Here is a 16,403-nt window from a genome sequence, read left to right as displayed (position 1 = left end):
TTAAGTTGCCTGAGCAGCGGCGATGCGTGAGTTTTTGCGTTGACGACGAACCATTTCGCCCGCCAATGCCAGGTAGGCAACGGCGCCTCGCGATGTTTTGTCGTACGCCAGCGCCGGCATGCCGTAGCTTGGCGCTTCGGCCAGACGGATGTTGCGCGGAATGACGGTGTCGTAGAGCTGCTCGCCGAAGTGTTCCTTGAGCTGCGCCGAGACATCGTTCATCAGGCTCAGGCGCGGGTCGTACATCGTACGCAGCAGGCCTTCGACCTTGAGGTTCGGGTTCAGCAGTTCAGAGATACGCTTGATGTTATCCACAAGATCGCTCAAGCCTTCAAGTGCGAAGTACTCGCACTGCATGGGGATAATGACCCCGTCGGCGGCAACCAGTGCGTTCAAGGTCAGCATCGACAGCGATGGCGGGCAGTCGATCAGAATGTAATCGTAGTTTTCCCGGATCGGCGCCAGCGCGCTGCGCAGACGGCTTTCCTTCATCTGCATTTCCAGCAGAACCACTTCGGCCGCGGTGAGGTCGCGGTTGGCCGGCAATAGCTGGTAACCACCATGCTCGGAGAAGTGCATGGCCTGGGCCAGGTCACATTCTCCGATCAGCAGGTCGTAGACCGAGTTTTCCAGGCCATGTTTATCCACACCGCTACCCATGGTGGCGTTGCCCTGTGGATCAAGATCGATCAACAGCACCCGGCGCTTGGTCGCGACCAGGGATGCTGCGAGGTTGATGCAGGTGGTGGTTTTGCCCACGCCACCCTTTTGGTTCGCAATCGCGAATACCTTAGCCATTCTTGCTTGTGTTCCCAATCATGCCGTGCGGCGCAGTATCAGCAGATGGCGTTGGCCTTGGCAACCAGGTACGGCCAGGGCGTGTTCGCTATCGAGGTGGAAGTCTGCCGGCAATGCTACCAGCTCATCGGCCGGATGAACGCCCTTCATTGCCAGCCAGCGTGTTTCGCTATCGCCGAGGTGGCGAGTCCAGTTGCTGAAGTTTTCCATGCTGCTGAACGCCCGGGAAATGATCCCGTTGAACGGTTGGGCAGGCTGGAATGCTTCGACGCGACTGTGGATAACTTGCAGGTTATCCAGTTTGAGTTCGAGTTTGACCTGGGTCAGGAAGCGGGTTTTCTTGCCGTTGCTGTCCAGGCAGGTCACCTGGGACTCGGGAAACAGGATCGCCAGCGGAATGCCAGGCATGCCGCCGCCACTGCCGACGTCGAGCCAGCGACCGTTTTCGATGAACGACATCACGCTCAGGCTATCGAGCAAGTGACGGGAAACCATTTCGTCCGGATCACGCACGGCGGTGAGGTTGTAAGCCTTGTTCCATTTGATCAACAGGGCCAGGTAACCCAGCAGCTGGGCGTGCTGGGTTTCTGTCAGCGTGACACCGAGTTGGCGAGCACCTGTGGATAACTCTTCTGCGTGTTGCGAAGTGACCAACGAACTCAAGCGCTTTGCTCCAACTGACGGCCCGCGCCGCGTTTTTTCAAATGAATCATCAACAGCGAAATGGCTGCCGGCGTAACGCCCGGGATACGCGAGGCCTGGCCCAGGGTTTCTGGACGGGTCGCGCCGAGCTTGCTCTGGATCTCTTTGGAGAGACCGGAAATATTCGTGTAATCGATATCCACAGGCAATTTGGTGTCTTCGCTGGCTCGCAGGCGGGCGATTTCATCCTGTTGACGATCGATGTAGCCGGCGTACTTGGTCTTGATTTCGACCTGCTCGGCAACCTGTGGATCTTCTGCGCCGCCACCGGTCACGGCGATCAGACCAGCGTAGTCGATTTCCGGACGGCTCAAGAGATTGAGCAGGTTGTATTCGTGGGTCAGTGGCGTGCCGAATTTTTCGGCAATGGCATCGCCCTGTTCGGTGCCCGGGCGTACCCAGGTGCTTTTCAGGCGTTGCTCTTCCAGTTCGATGCTTTCGCGTTTTTTGCAAAAAGCTGCCCAGCGCACGTCATCCACCAGACCCAGTTCGCGGCCTTTTTCGGTCAGGCGCAAGTCGGCGTTGTCTTCGCGCAGGATCAAGCGATATTCGGCGCGGGACGTGAACATCCGGTACGGCTCTTGGGTACCAAGGGTAATCAGGTCGTCGACCAACACGCCGATATAGGCCTCGTCGCGACGCGGGCACCAGGCCTCTTTGCCTTGCGCACGCAGCGCAGCGTTGGTCCCGGCCAGCAAACCCTGGGCACCGGCTTCTTCGTAACCGGTGGTGCCGTTGATTTGCCCGGCAAAGAACAGACCGCCGATGACTTTGGTTTCCAGGCTGTACTTCAAGTCACGTGGATCGAAGTAGTCGTACTCGATCGCGTAGCCCGGACGCACGATGTGCGCGTTTTCCATGCCGCGGATCGATTGCACGATCTGCAATTGCACGTCGAACGGCAAGCTTGTGGATATCCCGTTCGGATACAACTCATGAGTGGTCAAACCTTCCGGTTCGATAAACACCTGATGGCTTTCCTTGTCGGCAAAGCGATGGATCTTGTCTTCGATCGACGGGCAATAACGCGGGCCGATCCCTTCGATCTCGCCGGCAGCGGAATACATCGGTGAACGGTCGAGGTTTGCGGCAATGATTTCGTGGGTGCGGGCATTGGTGTGGGTAATCCAGCAGCTGACTTGCTTCGGATGCTGTTCTTTGGACCCCATGAACGACATCACCGGGATCGGCGTATCACCCGGTTGCTCGGACATCACCGAGAAATCCACAGACCGGCCGTCGATACGCGGCGGAGTACCGGTTTTCAAACGACCCACACGCAATGGCAGTTCACGCAGACGGTGAGCCAGCGCGATCGATGGCGGATCACCGGCGCGACCGCCGGAAAAATTCTGCAAACCGATGTGGATAAGTCCACCGAGGAACGTGCCGGTGGTCAACACCACGGAATCGGCGAGGAAACGCAGACCCATTTGCGTGACAACACCACGGACTTGTTCCTGCTCGACGATCAGGTCGTCAGCGGCTTGTTGAAATATCCACAGGTTCGGCTGGTTCTCCAGGATTTCGCGGACAGCTGCCTTGTACAGAACCCGGTCTGCCTGCGCGCGGGTTGCTCGCACGGCCGGGCCTTTGCGGCTGTTCAACACGCGAAACTGGATACCGCCTTTATCGGTAGCCATGGCCATCGCACCGCCGAGGGCGTCGATTTCCTTGACCAGGTGGCTTTTGCCGATCCCGCCAATGGCAGGGTTGCAACTCATGGCACCGAGGGTTTCCACGTTATGCGTCAGCAACAGGGTTTTAACCCCCATACGTGCTGAGGCCAGTGCTGCCTCGGTACCGGCATGACCGCCGCCGATGACGATCACTTCAAAACGGGAAGGGAAATCCACCACGCACCTCGTGCCTGCTTAAGTAGGTAATTCAGGAATAGTTTGAGCTCAGGTTTTTGGACCTGGTCGACAAGTATAGGGACTTCGCCCTTCCTAAAGAACCCTTTGCACAAAATTTAACCAGCTGTGGAAAAGTCGGAGTTATAGAAATTAAAAAGAAAGAAATTTATTAAATCTTTGTTTTTATGTTTATTTCTATGCACCATCATTTCTGTGGATAGATTGATACAGGCCTTTATTTTCAATGTGTACAGAGATTCAAAACCCTGTGTTCATGTGCCAATGAGGCCCTTGGATAACCGGTGTAAGCCTGTGGATGAAAGAGGTGGTTATCCACAGAGGTGGTTATGTTCAGTTTTCAGGCCCTGTTATCAACTGACCTTAGCCACGGTTATTCACAGGGCTTAATCCACAGAAAAGTGCCGTTTGCTCGAAATTCGGGTACAGGAATTGCGCTCAAGCAGACAAAGTCCGCTCGACACTGGAGGTTTTTTTCAGAAATGGAGAGAACAGACAGGCACGAATGGCCTGTCTGTGAGTAACAGGTGGGCTACTTACCGATACAGAAGCTGGAGAAAATTCGCCCCAGCAGATCATCGGAGCTGAAAGCACCGGTGATTTCACCCAGCGACTGCTGAGCCTGGCGCAAATCCTCGGCCAGTAACTCGCCAGCGCCGGCCAGGGTCAATTGAGCGCGGCCATGCTCGAGGGCTGCACTGGCATGACGTAGCGCCTCAAGGTGTCGCCGGCGAGCGCTGAAGCTGCTTTCGGACGTTTGTTCATAGCCCATGCAGGCCTTGAGGTGTTCGCGCAGCAGGTCCAGCCCGACACCACCAGACTTGGCGCTCAGGCTGATGGTGACATGGCCGTCCGCGCTGACCTCCAGGGCAATGGCTTCGCCCGTAAGGTCGGCCTTGTTGCGGATCAGGGTGACTTTCGCGGGATCGGGACGGGTTTCGAGAAACTCCGGCCAGAGTGCGAAAGGATCGAGGGCTTCCGGGGCCGTGGCATCGACCACCAGCAGTACCCGATCCGCTTCGCCGATGGCTTTCAAGGCACGCTCGACGCCGATTTTTTCCACATGATCATCGGTATCGCGCAGGCCGGCGGTATCCACCACGTGCAGCGGCATGCCATCGATGTGGATATGTTCACGGAGCACGTCACGGGTGGTGCCGGCAATTTCGGTCACGATCGCCGCTTCACGCCCGGCCAGGGTATTGAGCAGACTGGATTTACCGGCATTCGGACGGCCGGCAATGACCACTGTCATGCCGTCACGCAGCAAGGCGCCCTGCCCGGCTTCGCGGATGACGGTGGATAACTCGTCGCGAACCTTGTCGAGCATGCTCAGGACGTGGCCATCGGCAAGGAAGTCGATTTCCTCTTCCGGAAAATCGATGGCCGCTTCGACATAGATGCGCAGGCCGATCAATTGCTCGGTGAGGTTATGCACACGCGACGAGAAAGCACCCTGCAGTGAGCGCAACGCGTTTCGCGCAGCCTGGGCAGAACTGGCTTCAATCAGGTCGGCAATGGCCTCGGCCTGGGCGAGGTCCAGTTTGTCGTTGAGGAAGGCGCGCTCACTGAATTCTCCCGGCCGGGCGAGACGGCAACCCAGTTCCAGGCAACGCTTGAGCAGCATATCCAGAACGATCGGACCACCATGGCCTTGCAGCTCCAGCACATCTTCGCCTGTGAACGAGTTCGGGCCGGGGAAATACAAGGCAATGCCCTGGTCCAGCACCTCGTCGTTTTCACTGAAAAACGGACCGTAGTGAGCAAATCGCGGCTTGAGCTCGCGACCGCTGAAGGCCTTGGCCGCAACGCTGGCCAACGGCCCGGAAATACGCACGATGCCTACACCGCCTCGACCTTGAGCGGTGGCGACGGCTGCGATGGTTTCGCGAGGAACGCTCATAAACCGGTATCCAGACAAAAGTGACAGATAGCAAAACGCCCCACTAGGGGGCGTTTTGAGTGGTTATCCACAGTGTAAATCAGGCAGCTGCTTTAGCGGCTGCTTCGATCTTACGTGTGATGTACCACTGTTGGGCGATCGACAGGCAGTTGTTCACTACCCAGTACAGCACCAGACCGGCCGGGAACCACAGGAAGAAGAAGGTGAAGATGATCGGCATCAGCTTCATCACCTTGGCCTGCATCGGATCCGGAGGAGTCGGGTTTAGCTGCTGCTGGATGAACATGGTTGCACCCATGATGATCGGCAGAATGAAGAACGGATCCTTGATCGACAGGTCAGTAATCCACAGCATGAACGGAGCCTGACGCATCTCGACGCTTTCCAGCAGAACCCAGTACAGCGAGAGGAAAACCGGCATCTGCACGAGGATTGGCAAGCAACCACCCAGCGGATTGATTTTCTCTTTCTTGTACAGCTCCATCATGGCTTGCGACATTTTCTGCCGGTCATCGCCATGTTGCTCTTTCAGTGCAGCCAGTTTCGGTGCCACTGCACGCATGCGCGCCATGGATTTGTAGCTGGCAGCCGACAGCGGGAAGAAGATCCCTTTGATCAGCATGGTCAGGAAGATGATCGACCAGCCCCAGTTACCCACAATGGCGTGGATGTGTTGCAACAACCAGAAGATCGGTTGGGCGATAAACCACAGAATGCCGTAGTCGACCGTCAGTTCCAGACCTGGGGACAACTCTTTGAGCACGGCCTGGCTTTTCGGACCGGCGTACAGAACAGCACTGGTCTCGGCCTTGGCACCCGGTGCAACACTCATCGATGGGCCGGTATAGCCGATGATGTAGTTGCCTTTGCTGTCTTTACGGGTCTGGACGACATTGTTTTCGCCCTTGGCCGGAATCCATGCGGTCACGAAGTAGTGCTGCAACCAGGCAACCCAACCGCCAGTGACGGTTTCTTTGAGCGGCGCCTTGTCCATGTCCTTCATGGACACTTTCTTGTACGGCTCGGAACTTGTCCACAGGGCTGCGCCCAGGTAGGTCGCGGTGCCGGTAGCCGTGGTCGACGAAGGATCGGCGCTGGCGTCGCGCTTCAACTGGGCGAACATCGCACCGGTCCAGGGCTGGGCGCTCTGGTTGTCGATCAGGTAGGAAACGGTTACGTCATACAAGCCACGTTTCACGGTGAAACGCTTGATGTAGTTGACGCCGTCCTTGCTGAACTTCAGGTCTACGACCATTTGGTCCTGACCGTCAGCCAGTTGATAAACCTTCTTCTCCGAGGAATAAACCGGACGACCGGCCGGATTTGCATCCGGACCGTTGGTGCCGATCAGACCGCTTTGCGCCAGATAAGTACGTTCGCCGCCGTTATCGAACAGCTGGAACGGAATTTCCGGGTGATCCTGACGACGCGGATACAGCGGCAGGGTCAACTGGGCAACATCGCCGCCTTGTGGGTCGATAGCCAGGTCCAGTACATCCGTTTTGATCTGGATGAGGTCCTTGCTCACAGCCACCGGCGTTTCGGCAGGTGCGCTGGTGTCGCTTGCAGCACGTGGAATGTCGTCACTGGCGGAAGCGTTGGAGCCAGTTGCCGTTTCCGGCAGGCCCGGTGCAGTCGTACTGGAGGCAACATTCTGAGTCGGCAAGGCAGCCTGACCATAGTCCTGGTTCCATTTAAGAACCATAACGTAGGACACGATTGCCAGGGCGACGATCAGGATCGTGCGTTTGATATCCATGATTACTCGGCCATCGAAGAAGAACGGGAGGTAGGGATAGGTGGAACCGGGTCATAACCACCGGGATTCCACGGATGACAGCGACCTAAACGACGAAAGGTCAGCCAGCCACCGCGAAGAAGGCCATGATTTTCGATGGCTTCTAACGCGTAGCAGGAACAACTGGGGTAGAAACGACAGTGACTGGCCATCAGAGGACTAATGGCATAGCGGTAAAACTGGATCGGAACGAGTGCCAGTTTACGCATCTGGACTGTCTACCCCTACAGTTTCGGTTTTGACTGCTGGTACCGGCGAACTGCGAGCCAGACGCTTCCAGAGTTTGCCGAAATGCTGAATCAATTCGGGGTTTTCTACGTCGCCCAAACCTTTGCGCGCGACGATAACAATGTCCCAGCCGACCAGTGAATCCTGGTTCAGGCGAAACGATTCGCGCATCAGACGTTTGAGGCGATTGCGCTCGACGGAGAGCTTTACGCTCTTTTTCCCGATAACCAACCCGAGACGGGGGTGATCAAGATCGTTGTTGCGCGCAAGGAGCAGGAGATTTTTCCCCGGAACCTTGCCGGTAGGGGAGTCAAAGACTGCCTTGAATTGCCGGGGGGTAAGCAGACGCTTTTCCCGACTGAAGTCCTGACTCACCTCCAGTGCCGGATTATCAAACTGCCAGACGCGCACGACCTTTGGCGCGACGACGCGACAGGACGGCACGACCGTTCTTGGTAGCCATGCGAGCACGGAAACCGTGGGTACGAGCGCGTTTGATAGTGCTTGGTTGGAAAGTACGTTTCATTGTCGTGTTACCTGGTTCGTCCACAACGGGCCGGAATGGCCCCCGTTTTAAGAGACCGGGGATTCTAGAGAAAGCAAGCCTTCAGGTCAATTTCCAACCAGCGTTTCCTTATAAATAGATCTCCAGAGGTTTTTCGGCGCTTGCACCTTACGTAGATATAAAAATAAGAAAGGAAAGTATTTAAAGCTTTTCTGTAAAGCTTATAAAAGCTAGGCCCGCATCCTTCTGTGGATAACTCAATTCAACCCTTGTTTTACCTGCTGTACAGAGAATGACAACTACAGTGGAAAACAGTGTTCAGCCTGTGCTGCGCTGTCGGATAACCTGTGTGTGAAAGCAGGCTTTATCCACAGGGTGGTTATCCACCGAGTTTCGCCCCCACTTGTACAACGACCTTAACCCCGGTTATCCACAGAGCTTATGCACAGACCACTGGTCGCCTTTTTTGCGTATGAAAGGGTGATTCTTCTTGGTCGATGAACCACCTTCGTGTGGATAAGTCGGCGTCTGGTCGCTACAATGGCCGCTTGTTTTTGCCTCACCGGCTTTCAACTTAGGGGATATCCGTGTCAGTGGAACTTTGGCAGCAGTGCGTGGAGCTTTTGCGCGATGAGCTGCCTGCCCAACAATTCAACACTTGGATCCGTCCACTACAGGTCGAAGCCGAAGGCGACGAGTTGCGTGTCTATGCGCCCAATCGTTTTGTTCTGGACTGGGTCAACGAAAAATACCTGGGGCGTGTTCTCGAATTGCTCGATGAGCACGGCAATGGCATGGCGCCAGCGCTTTCCTTATTAATAGGCAGCAAACGCAGTTCGGCACCCCGTGCCGCGCCCAATGCTCCCCTGGCTGCCGCGGCTTCCCAGGCCCAGGCTGCTCAAGCGCCCGCCAGTCCGTCGCCGGCACCTGCCGCCGCGTCGACCAAGCGTGCGACGCAAAAAGTGGCCGAGGTCACCGAAGAAGAACCTTCACGTGACAGCTTCGACCCGATGGCCGGTGCCAGTTCGCAACAGGCACCTGTGCGCGCCGAGCAACGTACGGTGCAGGTCGAAGGTGCGCTCAAGCACACCAGTTACCTGAACCGCACCTTTACCTTTGAGAATTTCGTTGAAGGTAAATCCAACCAGTTGGCGCGCGCCGCCGCCTGGCAGGTGGCAGACAACCCCAAGCACGGTTACAACCCACTCTTCCTTTATGGTGGCGTCGGCCTGGGTAAAACCCACTTGATGCATGCTGTGGGTAACCATCTGTTAAAGAAGAACCCGAATGCCAAGGTGGTGTACCTGCATTCCGAGCGTTTCGTGGCGGACATGGTCAAGGCCCTGCAACTGAACGCGATCAACGAATTCAAGCGCTTCTACCGTTCGGTGGATGCGTTGCTGATCGATGACATTCAGTTCTTCGCCCGCAAGGAACGTTCCCAGGAAGAGTTTTTCCACACCTTCAACGCCCTGCTCGAAGGTGGCCAGCAGGTCATTCTCACCAGTGACCGCTACCCGAAGGAAATCGAAGGCCTTGAAGAACGCCTCAAATCCCGTTTTGGCTGGGGCCTGACCGTTGCGGTCGAGCCGCCGGAGCTGGAAACCCGCGTGGCGATCCTGATGAAGAAGGCCGATCAGGCCAAAGTCGAGCTGCCTCACGATGCCGCGTTCTTCATTGCCCAGCGCATTCGCTCCAACGTCCGTGAGCTGGAAGGCGCGCTCAAGCGTGTGATCGCCCACTCGCACTTCATGGGGCGCGACATCACCATCGAGCTGATTCGCGAATCCCTTAAAGACTTGTTGGCGTTGCAGGATAAACTGGTTTCTGTGGATAACATTCAGCGCACTGTCGCCGAGTACTACAAGATCAAGATCTCCGACTTGCTGTCCAAACGCCGTTCGCGTTCGGTCGCTCGTCCGCGTCAGGTCGCCATGGCGTTGTCCAAGGAACTGACCAACCACAGCTTGCCGGAAATCGGCGATGTGTTTGGCGGTCGCGACCATACAACGGTCTTGCACGCGTGCCGCAAGATCAACGAACTTAAGGAATCCGACGCGGACATCCGCGAGGACTACAAGAACCTGCTGCGTACGCTGACCACTTGATGAACACCAGCGCAGCTTATTAAGGCAAGGGACTAGACCATGCATTTCACCATTCAACGCGAAGCCCTGTTGAAACCCCTGCAACTGGTCGCAGGCGTCGTCGAACGCCGACAGACCTTGCCAGTACTTTCCAACGTGCTGCTGGTTGTCGAAGGCCAGCAATTGTCGCTGACCGGTACCGACCTGGAAGTCGAGCTGGTTGGTCGTGTTCAACTCGAAGAGCCGGCGGATCCGGGTTCCATCACCGTACCGGCGCGCAAGCTGATGGACATCTGCAAAAGCTTGCCGAACGATGCGCTGATCGACATCAAGGTCGACGAGCAAAAGCTTGTGGTCAAGGCTGGCCGTAGCCGCTTCACCCTGTCGACACTGCCGGCCAACGACTTCCCTACCGTGGAAGAAGGCCCGGGTTCGCTGACCTGCAGCCTGGAGCAAAGCAAGCTGCGTCGTTTGATCGAACGCACCAGCTTCGCCATGGCCCAGCAGGACGTGCGCTACTACCTCAACGGCATGCTGCTGGAAGTCTCCGCTGGTGTGATCCGCGCCGTGGCCACCGACGGTCACCGTCTGGCCATGTGCTCGATGCAGGCCGATATCGGTCAGCCGGATCGTCATCAGGTCATCGTGCCACGCAAAGGTATCCTCGAACTGGCACGCCTGCTCACCGAGCCGGACGGCAATGTCAGCATCGTGCTGGGTCAGCACCACATCCGCGCCACCACTGGTGAGTTCACCTTCACCTCGAAACTGGTCGACGGCAAATTCCCGGACTACGAGCGTGTTCTGCCTAAAGGCGGCGACAAGTTGGTACTTGGCGATCGCCAGGCTCTGCGCGAGGCGTTCAGCCGTACCGCGATTCTGTCCAACGAGAAGTACCGTGGTATCCGTCTGCAACTGGCCAGCGGTCAGCTGAAGATCCAGGCGAACAACCCGGAGCAGGAAGAAGCGGAAGAAGAAGTGGGCGTTGAATACAACGGCGGCTCCCTGGAAATCGGCTTCAACGTGAGCTACCTGCTTGACGTACTGGGCGTGATGACCACCGAGCAGGTTCGCCTTATCCTGTCCGACTCCAACAGCAGTGCGCTGGTACAGGAATCGGATAACGACGACTCGGCCTACGTTGTCATGCCGATGCGTCTGTAATCATGCCCAGCAGAAGCTAGATGTCCTTAAGTCGCGTCTCGGTCACCGCGGTGCGCAATCTGCACCCGGTGACCTTCTCCCCCTCCCCCCGCATCAATATTCTTTACGGCGCCAACGGCAGCGGCAAAACCAGTGTTCTGGAAGCCATCCATCTGCTGGGGCTTGCCCGTTCGTTTCGCAGCACCCGTCTGTTGCCGGTCATTCAATATGAACAACTGGCATGTACGGTCTTTGGCCAGGTTGAGCTAGCGGAGGGAGGGCATAGCGCCTTGGGCATCTCACGGGATCGACAGGGCGAATTCCAGATCCGTATCGATGGGCAGAATGCTCGCAGCGCCGCGCAACTGGCTGAGATCCTGCCACTGCAGCTGATCAATCCGGACAGTTTTCGATTGCTGGAAGGTGCACCGAAGATTCGCCGGCAGTTTCTTGACTGGGGGGTGTTCCACGTGGAACCGCGCTTCATGTCAACCTGGCAGCGCTTGCAGAAGGCCCTGCGCCAGAGAAACTCTTGGCTTCGGCATGGTACACTTGACGCCGTTTCGCAAGCGGTTTGGGACAGGGAACTGTGCCAGGCCAGCGCTGAAATTGATGAATACCGCCGCGCTTATATCAAAGCCTTGAAACCAGTCTTTGAACAAACCTTGAGCGATCTGGTTGAGCTTGAAGGCTTGACGCTCAGCTATTACCGCGGCTGGGACAAGGACCGTGAACTGAGTACTGTGCTCGCCGGGTCTCTTCAACGGGACCAGCAAATGGGGCATACCCAGGCCGGACCACAACGTGCTGATATGCGGCTCAGACTGGGCGCGCATAACGCTGCGGACATCTTGTCCCGTGGCCAGCAGAAGTTGGTGGTTTGCGCATTGCGGATTGCCCAAGGTCACTTGGTCAGCCAGGCTCGACGCGGTCAGTGTATTTATCTGGTGGATGACTTGCCGTCCGAACTGGACGAGCACCACCGTCGCGCACTTTGCCGCTTGTTGGAAGACTTACGCTGCCAGGTCTTTATCACCTGTGTAGATCACGAATTATTGAGGGAAGGCTGGCAGACGGAAACGCCAGTCGCTCTGTTCCACGTGGAACAGGGCCGTATCACCCAGACCCACGACCATCGGGAGTGAAGGCATTGAGCGAAGAAAATACGTACGACTCAACGAGCATTAAAGTGCTGAAAGGCCTGGATGCCGTACGCAAACGTCCCGGTATGTACATTGGTGACACCGACGATGGCAGCGGTCTGCACCACATGGTGTTCGAAGTGGTCGATAACTCGATCGACGAAGCTCTCGCCGGCCACTGCGACGACATCAGCATCATCATTCACCCGGATGAGTCCATAACCGTTCGTGACAACGGTCGTGGCATCCCGGTAGACGTGCACAAAGAAGAAGGTGTTTCGGCAGCCGAGGTCATCATGACCGTACTGCATGCCGGCGGGAAGTTCGACGACAACTCCTACAAAGTATCCGGTGGCCTGCACGGTGTAGGTGTGTCGGTAGTGAACGCACTGTCCAAAGAGCTTGTTCTTACGGTGCGCCGCAGCGGAAAAATCTGGGAACAGACTTACGTCCACGGTGTTCCACAAGAACCGATGAAAATCGTTGGTGAGAGTGAAACCACCGGCACCCAGATTCACTTCAAGCCATCGGCCGAGACGTTCAAGAACATCCACTTCAGCTGGGACATCCTGGCCAAGCGGATTCGTGAACTGTCCTTCCTCAACTCCGGTGTCGGCATCGTCCTCAAGGATGAGCGCAGCGGCAAGGAAGAGTTGTTCAAGTACGAAGGCGGCCTGCGAGCGTTCGTTGAATACCTGAACACCAACAAGACTGCGGTCAACCAGGTGTTTCACTTCAATATTCAGCGCGAAGACGGCATCGGCGTGGAAATCGCCTTGCAGTGGAACGACAGCTTCAACGAGAACCTGTTGTGTTTCACGAACAACATTCCACAGCGCGATGGCGGTACTCACCTGGTGGGTTTCCGTTCCGCACTGACGCGTAACCTGAATACCTATATCGAAGCCGAAGGTCTGGCGAAGAAGCACAAAGTCGCGACCACCGGTGACGATGCCCGTGAAGGCCTGACCGCGATCATTTCGGTGAAAGTACCGGATCCGAAGTTCAGTTCCCAGACCAAAGACAAGCTGGTTTCTTCCGAAGTGAAGACCGCGGTCGAACAGGAAATGGGCAAGTACTTCTCCGACTTCCTGCTGGAAAACCCGAACGAAGCCAAGCTGGTCGTCGGCAAGATGATCGATGCGGCACGTGCTCGTGAAGCGGCGCGTAAAGCCCGTGAAATGACCCGTCGTAAAGGCGCGCTGGATATCGCCGGCCTGCCGGGTAAGCTGGCTGACTGTCAGGAAAAAGACCCTGCCCTTTCCGAACTGTACCTCGTGGAAGGTGACTCTGCTGGCGGCTCCGCCAAGCAGGGGCGTAACCGTCGGACCCAGGCCATCCTGCCGCTGAAGGGCAAGATCCTGAACGTCGAGAAGGCGCGTTTTGACAAGATGATCTCTTCGCAAGAAGTAGGCACCTTGATCACCGCGCTGGGCTGCGGCATCGGCCGCGACGAGTACAACATCGACAAGCTGCGTTACCACAACATCATCATCATGACCGATGCTGACGTCGACGGTTCGCACATCCGTACCCTGCTGCTGACCTTCTTCTTCCGTCAGTTGCCGGAGCTGATCGAACGCGGCTACATCTACATCGCTCAGCCACCGCTGTACAAGGTCAAGAAAGGCAAGCAAGAGCAATACATCAAAGACGACGACGCCATGGAAGAGTACATGACGCAGTCGGCTCTGGAAGATGCGAGCCTGCACCTGAACGAGGATGCACCGGGTATCTCCGGCGAAGCCCTCGAGCGCCTGGTGAATGACTTCCGTCTGGTGATGAAGACCCTCAAGCGTCTGTCGCGCCTGTACCCACAGGAGCTGACCGAGCACTTCATCTACCTGCCAGCGGTGAGCATGGAGCAACTGTCCGATCACGCAGCGATGCAAGATTGGCTGGCCCAGTACGAAGTGCGTCTGCGCACCGTCGAGAAGTCGGGTCTGGTCTACAAGGCCAGCCTGCGTGAAGACCGTGAGCGTGGTGTGTGGCTGCCAGAGGTCGAACTGATCTCCCACGGCCTGTCGAACTACGTCACCTTCAACCGCGACTTCTTCGGCAGTAACGATTACAAGACTGTCGTTTCGCTAGGCGCTCAACTGAGCACCCTGCTGGACGACGGCGCGTACATCCAGCGTGGCGAGCGCAAGAAGCCGGTGACCGAGTTCAAGGAAGCCCTTGAATGGCTGATGGCTGAAAGCACCAAGCGTCACACCATCCAGCGATACAAAGGTCTGGGCGAAATGAACCCGGATCAGCTGTGGGAAACCACCATGGACCCAAGCCAGCGCCGGATGCTCAAAGTGACCATCGAAGACGCCATTGGCGCGGACCAGATCTTCAACACCCTGATGGGTGATGCGGTCGAACCACGTCGTGACTTCATCGAGAGCAACGCTTTGGCGGTGTCCAACCTGGATTTCTGATCCCGGTCGATACCAACGAAAAGGCCAACGCATTGCGTTGGCCTTTTTTATTGTCTCGCCGGAGCAACGCGCGGTCCCGTTGCGGCTCCTGTCTCACGATCTGTGGGCGAATCGAGTGTCGGATTAAGTTCGGTGGGATAGACATTCAGGCTGCAAATTCCGCTGTATGCAGAATGAAACCGGGTGATCCAGGCCGCCCCGTCAGGTCGACAGCCAGTGTTTGTTCCAGGCATAAAAAAACCGGCTATATCAGCCGGTTTTTTTACGTCCAAAAAAAACTTATGCACGTTTTTATGGTTTTTATCATTCAAAAAAATATGTAAAAAAATCATAAGGTTACATACAAAAAACGACGGTTTTCAATGAAACGGTACACAGGTTATCCACAGAATCTCAGACAGCCACCTGATCGTTTGAAACCGGCGCTTGCGGAGCCGGTGGTAGCGAGCCCATTTCCCGTTGCATCTGCTCGTTCCACGCCTGGACCCGGTCGTTCAATTCAGCGATGGCTCGCGGTCCGGTGCCTGCGGCATACATCGGCTCGCCAATGATCACAGTGATGACGCCCTGCTTCTTCACCCAACCGGTTTTCGGCCAGAACTTGCCTGCGTTGTGCGCAATTGGCAGCACCGGCAATTCGGCGTTGACCGCCAAGGCGCTGCCACCGCGCGAGAACTTTCCAACGGTGCCGAAAGGAACGCGCGTGCCTTCGGGGAAGATCAGCACCCAGACATTGTCCTTGAGCAACTCATCACCCTTTTGCGCCACATGCTTGAGTGCGGCTTTCGGGTTGTCGCGATCGATGGCGATCGGTCGCAGCATGGCCATGGCCCAACCGAAGAACGGCACATAGAGCAATTCACGCTTGAGCACCTGGCTCAGCGGCGAGAAGTAGGCAGAGAGAAAGAACGTCTCCCACGTGCTCTGGTGATTCGACTGAATGACGCAAGGCCGTTCAGGTACGTTCTCGGCCCCCTTCACTTCGTAGCGAATGCCCAAAAACACTTTGCTCAGCCACAAGGCGCAGCGGCACCAGTACACGTTGATGAAGCGATAACGTGCCTTGAATGGCAGAAACGGCGCGATAAAAAAACTCAGGCTGCACCACAGCAAGGAGCTGGTGCCCAGCAGCAGGTAAAAGAGGAAGGTTCTGATGGCCTGCAATATCGACATGGTGACGTTTACCGTTGCGGGCAATACCCGCCTGTATAAAGCGCACTCCTGATCAATCCTTTGCCAGGAAATTCAGAAGCACTCTAATTGTGGATAAGTTCTGCGGCAATCGCCGCCAGATCGTCAAAAATCAATGTGCCAACCGGAAGGGTTTTGCCCTGAGTCTTTTCGCCTTTCCCGGTCTTTACCAAAACTGGCTGTGAATCGACGGCTTTGGCGGCTTCCAGGTCACCAAGGCTGTCGCCGACGAACCAGAGATTGGTCAGCGACACGTTGTAATGAGCGGCGATGGTTTTCAGCATCCCGGGTTTCGGCTTGCGGCAATCGCAGCCTTCGTCCGGCCCGTGCGGGCAATAGACGATCAGGCCGACTTCACCGCCCTGCTCCGCCACCAGCGCGCGCAAGCGCTCGTGCATGGCATTCAGGGTGGCGAGGTCGTAATAGCCGCGAGCGATACCCGACTGGTTGGTAGCGACCGCTACCGTCCAGCCGGCCTTGCTCAACTGCGCGATGGCTTCGATCGAACCGGGGAGTGGAATCCACTCCTCCACCGACTTGATGTAAGCGTCGGAGTCGTAATTGATCACTCCGTCCCGATCGAGAATCAGCAGTTTCAACAGCAAT

At 56.6% G+C, this 16,403-nt stretch carries 14 protein-coding genes; 4 read left to right on the top strand and 10 right to left on the bottom strand.

Annotation, left to right across the window (positions count from 1 at the left end; all coding sequences use genetic code 11):
* From ACM6IT_RS07015 to rpmH, 8 genes are all read right to left on the bottom strand, one after another.
* Positions 1-798 carry a ParA family protein gene (locus ACM6IT_RS07015; RefSeq protein ID WP_056726774.1) on the bottom strand — a complete coding sequence of 266 codons (798 nt, stop codon included), beginning with the start codon at positions 796-798 and terminating at the stop codon, positions 1-3.
* A gap of 18 nt (positions 799-816) precedes the next feature.
* Positions 817-1,461, bottom strand: coding sequence for a 16S rRNA (guanine(527)-N(7))-methyltransferase RsmG (rsmG, locus tag ACM6IT_RS07010; RefSeq protein ID WP_007969895.1), 645 nt, complete (start codon positions 1,459-1,461; stop codon positions 817-819).
* Complete coding sequence (gene mnmG, locus ACM6IT_RS07005; RefSeq protein ID WP_414913590.1) at positions 1,458-3,356, bottom strand: tRNA uridine-5-carboxymethylaminomethyl(34) synthesis enzyme MnmG; 1,899 nt, start codon at positions 3,354-3,356, stop codon at positions 1,458-1,460. The genes rsmG and mnmG overlap by 4 nt, the downstream gene beginning before the upstream one ends.
* Positions 3,357-3,906: 550 nt before the next feature.
* Complete coding sequence (gene mnmE, locus ACM6IT_RS07000) at positions 3,907-5,277, bottom strand: tRNA uridine-5-carboxymethylaminomethyl(34) synthesis GTPase MnmE (protein WP_056726772.1); 1,371 nt, start codon at positions 5,275-5,277, stop codon at positions 3,907-3,909.
* Between the two features lie 79 nt (positions 5,278-5,356).
* Positions 5,357-7,036 (bottom strand): membrane protein insertase YidC, encoded by a 1,680-nt coding sequence (yidC, locus tag ACM6IT_RS06995; RefSeq protein WP_056726771.1) that lies wholly within the window; start codon positions 7,034-7,036, stop codon positions 5,357-5,359.
* Between the two features lie 2 nt (positions 7,037-7,038).
* Entirely contained in the window at positions 7,039-7,284 is a 246-nt protein-coding gene (gene yidD / locus ACM6IT_RS06990) for a membrane protein insertion efficiency factor YidD (RefSeq protein WP_010207715.1), read from the bottom strand.
* A complete protein-coding gene (gene rnpA, locus ACM6IT_RS06985; RefSeq protein WP_056727027.1) occupies positions 7,277-7,678 on the bottom strand; it encodes a ribonuclease P protein component in 402 nt (133 codons plus the stop codon). Before rnpA ends, yidD begins: the two co-directional genes overlap by 8 nt.
* A 16-nt stretch (positions 7,679-7,694) precedes the next feature.
* Complete coding sequence (gene rpmH / locus ACM6IT_RS06980) at positions 7,695-7,829, bottom strand: 50S ribosomal protein L34 (RefSeq protein WP_003213577.1); 135 nt, start codon at positions 7,827-7,829, stop codon at positions 7,695-7,697.
* Positions 7,830-8,395: 566 nt separating this feature from the next.
* Between rpmH and dnaA the strand changes: the two genes are divergently transcribed.
* Genes dnaA through gyrB form a run of 4 tightly spaced genes read left to right on the top strand, consistent with a single transcriptional unit; the run spans position 8,396 to position 14,606 of the window.
* Positions 8,396-9,916, top strand: a complete 1,521-nt coding sequence (gene dnaA / locus ACM6IT_RS06975; protein ID WP_056726770.1) for a chromosomal replication initiator protein DnaA — start codon at positions 8,396-8,398, stop codon at positions 9,914-9,916.
* Between the two features lie 39 nt (positions 9,917-9,955).
* Entirely contained in the window at positions 9,956-11,059 is a 1,104-nt protein-coding gene (dnaN, locus tag ACM6IT_RS06970) for a DNA polymerase III subunit beta (protein ID WP_007969885.1), read from the top strand.
* A 20-nt stretch (positions 11,060-11,079) separates the two neighbouring features.
* The gene (gene recF, locus ACM6IT_RS06965) at positions 11,080-12,183 is read left to right on the top strand and encodes a DNA replication/repair protein RecF (protein ID WP_414917744.1); all 1,104 of its coding nucleotides are present in this window, start codon (positions 11,080-11,082) and stop codon (positions 12,181-12,183) included.
* Positions 12,184-12,188: 5 nt separating this feature from the next.
* Positions 12,189-14,606 (top strand): DNA topoisomerase (ATP-hydrolyzing) subunit B, encoded by a 2,418-nt coding sequence (gene gyrB / locus ACM6IT_RS06960; protein WP_056727026.1) that lies wholly within the window; start codon positions 12,189-12,191, stop codon positions 14,604-14,606.
* A 393-nt stretch (positions 14,607-14,999) separates the two neighbouring features.
* Here the strand turns inward: gyrB and ACM6IT_RS06955 are convergent, their stop codons facing one another.
* Positions 15,000-15,779, bottom strand: coding sequence for a lysophospholipid acyltransferase family protein (locus ACM6IT_RS06955; RefSeq protein WP_056726768.1), 780 nt, complete (start codon positions 15,777-15,779; stop codon positions 15,000-15,002).
* Between the two features lie 83 nt (positions 15,780-15,862).
* On the bottom strand, positions 15,863-16,402 hold the full coding sequence (gmhB, locus tag ACM6IT_RS06950; RefSeq protein ID WP_414917743.1) for a D-glycero-beta-D-manno-heptose 1,7-bisphosphate 7-phosphatase: 540 nt from the start codon (positions 16,400-16,402) through the stop codon (positions 15,863-15,865).
* Position 16,403 lies beyond the last annotated feature (1 nt).

This window comes from Pseudomonas sp. IT-P4, from assembly GCF_949767755.1.
Classification (GTDB): Bacteria; Pseudomonadota; Gammaproteobacteria; order Pseudomonadales; family Pseudomonadaceae; genus Aquipseudomonas; species Aquipseudomonas monachiensis.
The sequence above is the reverse complement of the archived record's forward strand: the minus strand, read 5'-3'. Positions and strand labels throughout refer to the sequence as shown.